The 11432-nt window shown below is 62.0% G+C and carries 10 protein-coding genes; 3 read left to right on the top strand and 7 right to left on the bottom strand.

What is annotated here, in order from left to right:
* The first annotated feature begins 5 nt into the window (after positions 1 to 5).
* The gene (locus tag AC1D10_RS13155; RefSeq protein WP_477272304.1) at positions 6 to 1850 is read left to right on the top strand and encodes an ABC transporter ATP-binding protein; all 1845 of its coding nucleotides are present in this window, start codon (positions 6 to 8) and stop codon (positions 1848 to 1850) included.
* A gap of 70 nt (positions 1851 to 1920) precedes the next feature.
* Here the strand turns inward: AC1D10_RS13155 and AC1D10_RS13150 are convergent, their stop codons facing one another.
* Positions 1921 to 2193, bottom strand: a complete 273-nt coding sequence (locus AC1D10_RS13150) for an exopolysaccharide production repressor exox (RefSeq protein WP_477272302.1) — start codon at positions 2191 to 2193, stop codon at positions 1921 to 1923.
* A gap of 602 nt (positions 2194 to 2795) precedes the next feature.
* On the opposite strand from AC1D10_RS13150, the gene AC1D10_RS13145 reads away from it, so the two are divergent.
* Both AC1D10_RS13145 and AC1D10_RS13140 read left to right on the top strand, forming a co-directional pair.
* Positions 2796 to 3473 (top strand): sugar transferase, encoded by a 678-nt coding sequence (locus tag AC1D10_RS13145; protein ID WP_477273097.1) that lies wholly within the window; start codon positions 2796 to 2798, stop codon positions 3471 to 3473.
* 83 nt (positions 3474 to 3556) lie between these two features.
* A complete protein-coding gene (locus AC1D10_RS13140; RefSeq protein WP_477272300.1) occupies positions 3557 to 4822 on the top strand; it encodes a polysaccharide biosynthesis/export family protein in 1266 nt (421 codons plus the stop codon).
* 293 nt (positions 4823 to 5115) lie between these two features.
* On the opposite strand, the gene AC1D10_RS13135 is transcribed toward AC1D10_RS13140, so the two are convergent.
* The 6 genes from AC1D10_RS13135 to AC1D10_RS13110 form a co-directional block, all read right to left on the bottom strand.
* Entirely contained in the window at positions 5116 to 6429 is a 1314-nt protein-coding gene (locus AC1D10_RS13135) for an O-antigen ligase family protein (protein ID WP_477272298.1), read from the bottom strand.
* 207 nt (positions 6430 to 6636) lie between these two features.
* Positions 6637 to 6987: an ABC transporter permease subunit gene (locus AC1D10_RS13130; RefSeq protein WP_477272296.1), complete on the bottom strand. Its 351-nt coding sequence runs from the start codon at positions 6985 to 6987 to the stop codon at positions 6637 to 6639.
* Between the two features lie 82 nt (positions 6988 to 7069).
* Positions 7070 to 7897, bottom strand: a complete 828-nt coding sequence (locus tag AC1D10_RS13125; RefSeq protein WP_477272294.1) for an SDR family NAD(P)-dependent oxidoreductase — start codon at positions 7895 to 7897, stop codon at positions 7070 to 7072.
* Positions 7898 to 7954: 57 nt separating this feature from the next.
* A complete protein-coding gene (locus AC1D10_RS13120) occupies positions 7955 to 8725 on the bottom strand; it encodes a glucose 1-dehydrogenase (protein WP_477272292.1) in 771 nt (256 codons plus the stop codon).
* 4 nt (positions 8726 to 8729) lie between these two features.
* Entirely contained in the window at positions 8730 to 9224 is a 495-nt protein-coding gene (locus AC1D10_RS13115) for an acetone carboxylase subunit gamma (RefSeq protein ID WP_477272290.1), read from the bottom strand.
* Entirely contained in the window at positions 9221 to 11425 is a 2205-nt protein-coding gene (locus tag AC1D10_RS13110; RefSeq protein ID WP_477272288.1) for a hydantoinase B/oxoprolinase family protein, read from the bottom strand. The genes AC1D10_RS13115 and AC1D10_RS13110 overlap by 4 nt, the downstream gene beginning before the upstream one ends.
* Positions 11426 to 11432 lie beyond the last annotated feature (7 nt).

Genomic DNA, 11432 nt, shown 5'->3' with positions numbered 1-11432 from the left:
CAATCATGTCGAAGTCCTCGCTCCTTCGCCTGTCGCTGTTGCGAGAGGTTGCCGCGTTCGGCGCCGTCATTGCCCAGATCGGCGGGAGGCGAACCTGGACGGCGCTGCTCTTCCTGATCCTGGGCAGCCTGACCGAAGGCATCTCCATCCTGCTGCTTGTGCCGCTGCTGCATCTGGTCGGACGCGCCGACCAGGACTTTGCGGTCAAGTTGCCGAACAATGAAGTCGTGCGCTGGCTGGTGCCGGACGGAACGTTGCAGTTGACGACGGTGCTTTGTGTGCTGGTCGGGCTTGTTGCCGTGCAGGCGGCGTTCAACCGTTTCAAGTCGGTCTACATGGCCAGACTGCTGTTCGATTTCATCAACCGCGTGCGGATGAACCTGTTCGAGAGCATCGGCAAGGCACGGTGGGGCGTCTTCACACGCATGCGCAGTTCCGACCTCGACCATGCCCTGACTGGCGATATCGATCGTGTCCAGGGCGCTGCCTTCTCGCTGTTGATGCTGGTGCAGATCGCCGTGCTTCTGGCCGGCTATCTGCTGGTTTCGGTGTTCATCTCGCCTGTGATGACGCTGTTTGCCGTCGTCATCGGCATCCTGATGTTCGTGGCGCTGCAGCCCTTCCGGGCACGGGCCACGGCGTTTGGCCGGGTTCTGACGGCCAATCGGCAGGATCAGTACCGGACGGTTTCGGAGTTCCTCGGCGGCATCAAGGTGGCTAAGAGCCTGAACGTCGAGGCAACCTATTTCGCGCAGCTGCAAGCGACGCTCGAAAAGATGAAGGCCGACAACGTCGACTATGTGCGCAACAGCACGATCGGCACCGCGGTGTTCCAGGTGGCGAGCGTCGTTGGCTTGAGCCTGTTCATCTATGTCGCGCTGGTCCGCTTCAACTTGTCGCTGGCCGAGATCGTCGTCCTGCTGCTGGTTTTCATGCGCATCGCGCCGCGCTTCATGGACATGCAGACGCAGGCCCAGCAGGTGCTGATCAACCTGCCCGCCTATGCCGCGATGCGCAGCCTGCAGGCGCGTTTCGACGCCGAACGCGAGCCCGGCGATGCCGGAGCCGGCGAAGGCGGCAAGCTGTCGCTGGCCACCGGGCTGAACGTCAGGGGCGCCTGCTTCGGCTATGGCGACGACCCTGCCAAGATGGTGGTCAAGGACATCACGTTCGGCCTTCCGGCCGGCAAGGTCACCGCCCTGATCGGTCCCTCCGGATCGGGCAAGAGCACGATCGCCGACATGCTGCTTGGCCTGCTCGAGCCGACCGCCGGTAAGATGCTCGTCGATGGCGTCGAGATCGATTCTGGCAATCGCCGCAGCTGGCGCGATCAGGTGGCCTATGTGCCGCAGGACGTGTTCCTGCTGCATGACACGATCGCGGCGAACCTGCGCCTTGCCGCGCCGCAGGCCAGCGATGAGGAGCTGTGGGCCGCGCTGCACTCGGCGCACGCCGGCGAATTCGTCGAACGGCTCGACCTCCGGCTCGAAACGGTGGTCGGCGACCGTGGCGTGCGGCTCTCGGGCGGCGAACGTCAGCGCATCGCCTTGGCTCGCGCGCTGCTGCGCAAGCCGTCCCTGCTCATCCTGGACGAGGCCACCAGCGCGCTCGACTGGCAGAACCAGTCGCTGATCGCCAGGTCGATCGATGGATTGCGCGGCACGATGACGATCCTGACCATTGCGCACCGGCCGTCGATGATCGCTTTCGCCGACTGGGTGGTGGCGATGGAAAACGGTCGCATCGTCGAAGTCGGGCAATATCAGCGGCTGAAGGAAAAAGCCGGCAGCCGACTGTCGAGGATGCTGTCGGGCGAGCAATCCGAAAGGGAAGCTGCCGACGTAGCCTGAGGGTCCGTCAGTGAGGTTGGGATCTGTCGAGATTTGTCTCAGGCCCGCACCGCCTGAATATCGACACAGCCTAGTGCAGGCTACGCCTGGCGCCGAGCTTCTCGCCTTCGGTCACTTCGGGCGCATTCAGCTTTCTTTCGGCTTCGCGACTCCTCTCGGCCGGCGTCGGCGCGCTCCTGGCGATCATGGCATAGACGAGCACGAAGTAGCCCGCCTGAATGACAACGGCGCAAATGATGACGCGCACCAGCGTCGTGCCGATCGACGCACCGCCCAGCCAGGACCAGGCGACGACGATTGCAAGAGCGAATATCATCCCGAGGATGAATTTTGGAAGTGCCATACCCAACAGCCCATAAACCGGCTCGGGTATATTTAACGTTTGCCCCACCCGAGCGCCGTCCCTTGTCATGTGGGCTTGTTAAGGTCGCCCACTCTCGGCCGGTTGCTTCCGGCCTTTTCTACCTGTCGCCACTCTGACAGATATAATTTGCAATTCTATTAAAGCGAGCAGTAGGCGGCAAGGGCAACGCCAGATATTTTTGATTGAGCCTTCGCGATCGACTCAGCCATGCTGCAATGCACGCGACGGGATATAAGCCGGTCTCCGGCCATCATCTTTTTCGAGTAAACCAGGCAATATTAAGTAGTATTTTATATGATTTGCCCCAAGCATCATGGTGTGCTGAAGCACTAATGCCCACCACATCTCGGCAGATAGGTAGGCCTGCCCAAAAATCGCCCCAAAAAGGTCCTTATTTTTTCGACTGTGCCCGTTTATTGTCACAAATATGCTAAATATCCCGAAATTTGTGCATGTCTAGCTTATTATTTGGTCAATTCATGACGCGACTATTTCAACGGGTTGGTAAATTGTGTGTTGCGCTGCAACATTTTTTTGGTATCTTGCGGCGAACCATTCGTTCAACGCATGGAGTTTACGGCATGAGGGACGTTGCCAAGTCGGCCACCGCGGGCTTTTCGCAGGCTGACATTGATTTTCCGCCGCCGATCGGCGGCCTGCTTAAACGCAGCTTCGATATCACCGGTTCACTGATTGGCTTGATCGCTCTCAGCCCGCTGTTTGTCATGATCGCTCTGCTCGTCAAATTTTCTGACGGCGGATCGATTTTTTACGGCCACAGGCGTATCGGGCGCGGCGGACGGATTTTTCCTTGTCTGAAGTTCCGCACCATGGTTCCCGATGGCGACAAGGTGCTGGCCGCCTATCTCGCCACCAACCCGGACGCCAACGCGGAATGGGTAGCGACCCGCAAGCTGAAGAACGATCCGCGCGTCACTCGCGTCGGAGCAGTCCTGAGGAAACTCAGCCTCGATGAGCTGCCGCAGATCATCAACATCCTGCAGGGCGACATGAGCCTTGTCGGACCTCGGCCGGTGGTGCGCGACGAACTTGAGATCTATGGCACCTCCGCAGTGTATTACCTGAAATCCCGCCCGGGCCTGACCGGCCTGTGGCAAGTCAGCGGCCGCAACGATGTGTCCTATGACAGCCGCGTCGCCTTCGATCGCCACTATGTCGAGAACTGGTCGCTGTTCGAGGACGTTCGCATCATCATCAAGACCGTTCCGGCGGTCTGGATGTCGCGCGGCTCTTACTGACCGGCTGCGATGTCAGACAAGCGGCGGCAAGCTCATCGGGCGATGGGGCTAAAGCGGATCGGAACGTTCAGTTGAAAACAGATATGTTCGAAGCCTTTCGCAGCGGCCCGTTTCCCGGCCGCCTGCGGCGGGCGCGTTTGCTGGCTACATGCGTTGCCGTGTCGCTGGTCATCCCTCACATCGCCGCCGCCGGCGAGTACCGCCTCGGATCGCAGGACAAGCTCACCATCCGCGTTGCCGAATGGCAGACCGTCGAAGGCACATTCCGTGACTGGTCGGCGGTGAATGGCGAGTACACGGTCGGCCCGTCCGGCACTCTGTCCGTGCCGTTCGCCGGCGAGTTGCCGGCATCCGGCAAGACCACAGGCGAAATCGCCGCGGCGATCGGCGCGGCACTGCAGCGCAAGCTCGCTCTGTCGGACAAGCCGGAAGCCTCGGTCGAAATGGCGCAGTTCCGGCCATTCTACATCTCGGGCGAGGTGCAGAACCCCGGCCAATTTCCCTATGTGCCCGACCTGACCGTGCTGAAGGCGATCAGCGTCGCCGGCGGCATCAGGCGAAACGCCGACTACGGTCCGCAACTCGGCAAGGACCTGGTTACCGCCAAGGGCAACTTCGATATCTCTGACGACCAGCGCATTCGGCTGATCGTCAGGCGCGCCCGCATCGACGCCGATATGGCCGGCAAGGCGAGCTTCGACGTGCCGAAGGAGGTCGAGGGCGATCCGCGGTTGCAGGCCATCGTCGCCGACGAGATGACGATCCTGACCTCCGACCAGAAGGCGCTGAAGCTCAAGCTCGAGGCGCTCGACGATCTGAAAGGGGTTTTGCAGTCCGAGATCGAATCGCTGCAGAAGAAGATCGTCAACCAGCAGCAGCAGGTCGACCTGGCACAGCAGCAGCTCACCAGCATCGGCCCGCTGGCTCAGAAAGGCCTGATCGCCAACGCCCGACTGCTGGATTCGCGGCAGTCCGTCGCCGACCTGCAGGGCAAGATCCTGGACTACGAAACGGCCATCCTCACCGCCAAGCAGGCAATCAGCAAGGCCGCGCAGGACGCCATCGATGCCCAGAACACCTTGAGTTCAAGCCTCGCCGCCGACCGCCAGCAGACCGAAGCCGACCTGAACGAGGCCGCGCTGAAGGTGAATATGCAGAAAGGCCTGATGGCCCAGGCCAGCGATCCCGCGACGAGAGTCGCCAGCGACACCGACCAGCAATCGAGCCTGCTCTACGCCCTGGTGCGGGTCGTCGACGGCAAGACCAGCGAAATCGCGGCGAAGGAAGATACCCCGGTGCTGCCCGGCGACGTGATCAAGGTCAAGCTGGCGCCGATGGCCAGCCAGTAAGCCCGCGATCGCCAGCACGATCCAGCGTTTCGGCCCAGAGCCCCGTACCGATCGAATCGGTGCTGGGCTCTATCTATTTGTCTGAGCAGGATCTCCAGCGAAGACCACCTTTCGGGATCATGCTCCATGGCGCCGAAGGATGGATTTCTCGCCTGAGCCCCAGGCCGCCTGGCCGAAGATCCGCCCTTAAGCGCGTTGCGTTGAAGCCTTTGACTTTTATGCATATCGCCCAAAACCGCAGCGCAGTTTTGGGCGACATGCACGAGTCCGGCTTCAGCCGGCGAAACGATCGCTCACGACTGGTCAGCCACCGCTGGACCGACGGCATGCCTCGGCCAGCCAGCCTCTCTCTTCGTCGCCTCCGCCTGCTCGAAGGCGGGGCTCCATCGCGTGCGGGTAACAGGCAGCCGCGCCAGCTTGAAGAAGCTGAAATACATCAGGAAAGAGCCCATGATGTACGGGTTAAGAATCTCGACCTCGACGAAGGAGCGGATCAGCAGCAACACCATCACACCGATGAGGATCACCGAATCCGCTTGCCATGCCCCGAAGATCACTGCCGCGACGTGGCCGTAGAGCGTGCGCAGCATGAGCAGCGAGACCAGCGTCGCCCCGACGAAGCCGAGTTCGACGAGTGCTTCGATATAGGTGTTGTGGAAGTGGAAGCCGGTGCGGGTGGTGATGTAGAATTCGTTCCACAGCCGCTCGGCTTCGGCGAAGCCCTGCACCCAATAGGCGGCATAGCCGACGCCGAGAATCGGTGCTTTCTGCACCGCGTTCCAGCCCTGCTCCCACAGATAAGTCCGCCCGGTGAGCGTTGAATCCTTGCCGAAGAGGCCAAGGACGAAGTCCATCAACCCGAGGTTCAAGGCGACGAAGGCAACCACGACCAGCAGGCCCGCGCCGACCAGGAAGATCACCCGGCGATAGCGCCGCGACAGCAGCTTGCTCATGGCAAGAAGCGCCACCAGCGCCAGAACCGCCGGTATCGAGGCCATTGAGGTGGCGGAGTGCGAAACGACCAGCAGATAGGCCGACAACAGAACGATAGGCACAGCCAAGACGAGGCTCAGCCAGCCGCGCCGGTAGAAAGCAATGAATACAACGCAGAAATAGATGCCGAGCGAGGCGACGAAGCCGATCTGGTTCTTGGAGGCGAAGGCGCCGACGAAGTTGTAGGTGCCGTCGAGAACGTCCTCGGAATAGTTTCCGACCCGCAGCGAATAGAGCAGGACGACAAATATCCCGACCAGGGCGCCTATGGTCAATGTGCGCACGCTGACGGTGCGTGCCGCGACGTAGGCGCAGGCAATATGGGAAAAATACTGGATTGACGTCCTTGCGGTGACGCCGGGCGCCTGCGACCAGAAGACCGAGAAGCAGACATAGGCGGCAAACAGCAGCGGCAGCCAGGCACTGGACAGCTGCCGCAAGAACCGCCGGTAGTCGACCAGGATGAGCGGAAGCCAGACCGCGTAATAGGCCAGGATCAGCACCTGGCCAAAAATGACCGAGTAGGAAAACGCCCAGATCGAGACGGCCACGGCAAAGCTGCCATAGACCGAGTTCTTCTCGGGATCGACCAGCAAGGACTTTGGAATCTTCATCTCAGAGTCCCGCCAGCGCGACCCAGGGCCGGCGGGCCATTGGCCATCCGGCATTTCCGCGAACAAGGGCGTGCAATAAACGGCGTCTCCATTGTGCAGTGCAATATAACCTATTGTGCCCTGCGCTCAATGGCAAATCCGGTCACCTTGTCTTACAGCCTGCGGGAAACGCGGAGATCAGGTCGTCGCTCGTCCGGCCACCGCTGCCTAGATCAGGCGATCCGCAAGGATCGCCAGAAAGGCGGTCGACAGGCCGGCGATCAGGCCCATGCCGGCATCGGCCTTGCCCAGCGCGACATAGACCGCTTGTCCGAGATCGCGCGTGCCGACCAGGGCGGCGATGGCGAGCATGGACAGCGCCGCCATGATGGTCTGGTTAAGCCCCAGCATGACCACGGGCAGCGCAAGCGGCAGCTTTGCCTGGAACAGCGTCTGCGCCGGGGTAGCGCCCATCTGTTCGACCGCCTCGACGACATCGCCCCGGACATGCCGCAGGCCATGCTCGACATAGCGGATCGGCGGCACGATGGCGCCTTTCAAGACTTTGGTCCATTTCATATCAATTCCCCTGTCGGTTGGACTTTTCCCTTACCTTGTGCCGGCCTCCTCCCATGAAGACCGCAACCATCCCGCAAGAACGCTACCACAGTGCTCCGCCGGTGATTTGTATGTTTTCCATGGTGATGCCCTTGGCCAGATCCGAGCACAGGAACACGGCCAGAGCGGCGATCTCCTGCGGCTGCAGCATACGCTGCTGCGGGTTGCCGCTGGCGATTTCGGCCATCGCTTCCTCTGCCGTGCGCCCCTTGCCTTCGCGCTCGACGACCTGCGCCATGTTGCGGCGCATCAGTTCGGTCTCGACCCAGGTCGGGCTGATCATGACGCAGGTGACGCCATGCGCCGCGCCTTCCAGCGCCACGCAGCGAGTCAGACCGAGAAGTCCGGCCTTGGAAGCGCAGTAGGCTGGATTGTCCTTCCAGCCGACGGAGGCGGCGGTCGAGCCGATGTTGACGATGCGGCCCCAGCCGCGCTCGATCATGCCCGGCAGCACGGCGCGGGTGGCGCGGAAGGCGCCGGTGAGATTGGTGTCGACGATCTTGTCCCAAAGCGCGTCGGAATGGCCGCAGACCGGCTGTTCGGCGGTGGTGCCGGCGGCGTTGACCAGAATATCGGCGAGGCCGATAACCGCTTCGGCATCCGCTACGAAACGGGTGGTGACATCGCTGTCGCGGACGTCGAGATGGGCGGCGTGGACCCTTGTACCATGGGCGGCAAGAGCCGAACGCACGCGCTCGATTTCGTCGGCGCCGGGATAGTAGGCTGCATCGGATTTGTCAGTGCCGGCGGGCGCGATGTAGGAGCCGACAGCGACATTGGCGCCGGCTTCGGCCAGTGCCGTGGCGATGGCGAAGCCCATGCCGGAAAACCCGCCGGTGATGATCGCGCTGCGGCCGGAAAGGTTTGTCATCGGGCATTGTCTCCAGACAGTTCGGTGCGGGCGAACAGGCCCGGGACGATTTGAGATTCACACGGCAAGATAGCCGCCATCGACGACCATTTCGGAGCCGGTGACGAATTTGGATTCATCCGAAGCGAGGTAGAGGACCATATAGGCGATGTCGTTGGGCTCGCCGAGGAAGCCTATGGGATGACGGGCGAGCGCTTTGGCCTTTTCCTGGTCGAGCGTGCCGAGATCGCGCAGATAGTTCTCGGTCTGCGGCGTCCAGATATAACCGGGGTGGATGGAGTTGCAGCGGATGCCATAGCGCTGCTCGGCGCAATGCACGGCGACCGCCTTGGTCAGCGTGCGCACGCCGCCCTTGGAGGCGCAGTAGGCGGCGAGATCGGCCTCGCCGATGATGCCGTCGATGGAGGACAGGTTGATGATCGAGCCGCCACCCGATTGCTTCATCAGGGCGACGCCTTGCTGGCAGCCGAAGAAGACGCCGTCGAGATTGACGGCCATGGTGCGCCGCCATTCCTGCAGCGAGGTGTCCTCGATGTTTTTGGCTATCGCGATGCCGGCATTGTTGACCAGCACGTCGAGCCGTCCAAATCTTTGCTCAACAGCCGCCATCACTGGCGGCCAGTCGTCGGGGTTGGAGACGTCATGGCGAAGCGAGAGGCTTTCGCCGCCTTCCTGCTCGATCTGCTCGGCGGTCTGTCGAGCACCCGCCTCGTCGATGTCGGTGACGACGAGCTTCGCCCCCTCGGCCGCAAGCAGCAACGCAGCGGCCCGCCCGAGGCCCATGCCGGCCCCGGTGACGAGCGCTACCTTGCCTGCGACCCGGTTCACAACATCAGGTTCCCTGGAGCGGTTTTCCCAGCCATTCGCGATAAAAACCTTCGAGGTCGGGTTCGAAGTCATGCACGATCGGGTAGCCGGGCGCCGCCGCTTCCACTTCGTGCAGCGTGCCGCACTCCGGGCAGATGAACTCGCGGATTTCCATCCATTCGGGGTCGGGAAGATCGCTGTTCGGATAGATCTCGCGCAGCGCTTCCTCGGTATTGCGCACGTTGATCGCGGCGTTCAGCTTCCAGTTCTTGCGGTAGCCGCCAAAGGAATGGCCGCATTCGCAGCGGGTTATCCGCTCGTCGCCGCTCTGGCAGATGAACAGGTGATCCGACACAGGCAACAGGATCGGATCCTTCCAGGCGACGCGATCCTGGTAGACGGCGACCATCTTGAAAAAGCGGTCATCGTCCTTGTAGGCGCTCATGATGCGCCGGGTCTGCGGCCAGGGCAGCTGGCCGGCAGCCAGATCGCGGATGACTTCCTTGCTGTACGAGGTCATGGCTTTGCTCCCGGCGTGAAGATCGATCTCGCGTCGACGTTCCAGAAATCACTGAAATCCTTGGTGAAGCGCGACGACAGCTTGATCGCGCTGGCATACATTTTCTTCACCTCGGGGGCGAAGTCGGCCTTTTCGACACGACCACGCTCGGCGGCGATCCAGTCCGCCACCGGGATTGCCTTCGCCAGGCGTTGCTTGCGCATGGCGGCGCGGCGTTCGACCGTAGCGTCGATATCGGCCGTGGGATAACCGTCGGCATCATCCTTCAGCACAATGCCGAAAACCTGGTCCGCCGCTTCGCGGGTCAGGAACCCGTTCTCGACATCCCATGCCGTCTTGATCGGATCGCGCTCCAGCACATCGCCATAGCCGCCGCCGCCATTGTAGGAATGACTGAAGATATCGCCTGATTTGTGCGGCGAGGTGATGTAGGGGCCCTCGACCACGACATGGTCGCCGCCGATGTTCTTCTCATAGTCCGAGACATGCGGGTCGATTCCGGGCGCATGCGCCAGCGGCTCGCCCCTCGCCGCCAGTTCGTGGATGTTGGAATTGCGCACCGCGCGGTGCTTCTGGCAGGTCGGCGCCGGATAGCCGCCGCACATGCCGCCATTGTCGAACACACGCGAGGAGTGCTCCGAAGTGTGGAGCCGCAGATGCGAGGTCTTGTTGATCAGCCAGGTCGAGACGAAGGAACAGCCGCCGCGATATTTGCCGGCACCGCCGGAGTTGGGGACGATCGAGCGGCCGATATAGACCATCGGCATCGACTGTTCCCAGACCTCGATGTTGCCCATGTCGGATTCCGGGTTCCAGCCGACATAGGCGGTGTCGAGACCATCCTTGATGGCGAGCGCGCCGGAACCGGCGGCGGCGCATTCGAAATGTGCCATGCCGAACGGCGTGCCGTACTGGCTCTCGCCGCCCATCTCGATCATCGGGCTGTTGACCTGGCCGACGAAGGCTTCCTCGACGAAGCCGCGCGCCACGAAGCTGCGCGACAGCAGCCGCTGGAACACGCCATAGGCCGGCAACAGCAAGGCCCATGATGTGGCGGTCGCCACCATCTCGTTGTCCGGGTTGGTCCACGTGCCATGCGGCAATTTCAGCTCGGTCGCCATCCAGGCGCCGTCATTGACAAGGCCCTCGAAATTCATGTGCTGGGTCAAGGTGACGAACATGCCGCCGTCCATGCCGGCCGGCGTGCAATTCATCGAATGGTAGCCCCAGGGCTGGGTGCCCTCGAAGTCCATGGCTATCTTGCCGTCCGTGGTGATCTCCATTTCGATCGGGATGTTGTAGAGCCAGTCCGGGTCGCCGAGCATCTGGAAGCCCGGCTTTCCCGCCGTGACGTGGCCGTAGAAGGTGTGGCCGCGATAGATGCCGGGAACGGTGAGCTGGCGGGTGCGGGCGAGCTGGGCGCGGCGGCCTTCCTCGATGAACTCCTTCGACACCTTCATCCAGTGGTCGAGGCCGATCTCGGAGATCAGCTGCTTGACGCTTTCGCGCATGTCGATGCAGGAGGCGACCTTGGCCTTCTCGTCCAGCACCCAGTAGATCGGCATGCGCAAATTGCGCTCGCAGCGAATGACGTAGTCGCGGCGGATCTCGTCATTCTCGCCGATCTTCTCGGCGCAGACGAACAAGCCTTCGGTGAAGCGCTCCTGCGCCAGACACACGTCGCCGCCCGGTGTGATGCCGCCGGCTTCCAGCTCGTGGCAGACGGCACCGGCCCAGCCGACCAGCGTGCCTTCATGGAAGATCGGCACCACGTCCATCACGTCGGGCACCTGCACGGTACCGATGAAGGCGTCGTTGTTGGCGAAGATGTCGCCTTCGCGGATGCGCGGGTTTTCCTCGTAGTTGTTCTTGATCATCCATTTGATGAAGCGGCTCATTGTGTGGACATGCACCATGATGCCGTTGGACAGCGCGATGGCGTCGCCCTCGGGGGTGTAGATGGCGACCACCATTTCGCCGACCTCGCGCACGCCGGGCGACGCCGAGATGCGGCGGGCCATTTCGCGGGCCGAGACGCAATAGGCGCGCAGCTTGGTGTGCAGCGTCTCGAATTTCAACGGATCCTGGTTGCGCAGCGTGAGTTCCGTGATGCCGTCATAGCAGCCGGTCTCTTCCATCAGCCGCTCGGAATCGAGCAGTCTTTCGCGAAGGCGCAGGGCCGAGGCAGGTTTGTCCAACATGGCGATC

The sequence above is a fragment of the Mesorhizobium sp. P2_A8 genome (assembly GCF_056404935.1).
This window is presented reverse-complemented; position numbering and strand designations above follow the sequence as displayed.

Excerpts from the sequence above, each read along its gene's own strand:
- AC1D10_RS13130 (WP_477272296.1), bottom strand. The coding sequence starts at position 6,987 with ATGAAATGGACCAAAGTCTTGAAAGGCGCCATCGTGCCGCCGATCCGC.
- AC1D10_RS13140 (WP_477272300.1), top strand. The coding sequence starts at position 3,557 with ATGTTCGAAGCCTTTCGCAGCGGCCCGTTTCCCGGCCGCCTGCGGCGG.
- AC1D10_RS13125 (WP_477272294.1), bottom strand. The coding sequence starts at position 7,897 with ATGACAAACCTTTCCGGCCGCAGCGCGATCATCACCGGCGGGTTTTCC.
- AC1D10_RS13135 (WP_477272298.1), bottom strand. The coding sequence starts at position 6,429 with ATGAAGATTCCAAAGTCCTTGCTGGTCGATCCCGAGAAGAACTCGGTC.
- AC1D10_RS13115 (WP_477272290.1), bottom strand. The coding sequence starts at position 9,224 with ATGACCTCGTACAGCAAGGAAGTCATCCGCGATCTGGCTGCCGGCCAG.
- AC1D10_RS13145 (WP_477273097.1), top strand. The coding sequence starts at position 2,796 with ATGAGGGACGTTGCCAAGTCGGCCACCGCGGGCTTTTCGCAGGCTGAC.
- AC1D10_RS13150 (WP_477272302.1), bottom strand. The coding sequence starts at position 2,193 with ATGGCACTTCCAAAATTCATCCTCGGGATGATATTCGCTCTTGCAATC.
- AC1D10_RS13110 (WP_477272288.1), bottom strand. The coding sequence starts at position 11,425 with ATGTTGGACAAACCTGCCTCGGCCCTGCGCCTTCGCGAAAGACTGCTC.
- AC1D10_RS13155 (WP_477272304.1), top strand. The coding sequence starts at position 6 with ATGTCGAAGTCCTCGCTCCTTCGCCTGTCGCTGTTGCGAGAGGTTGCC.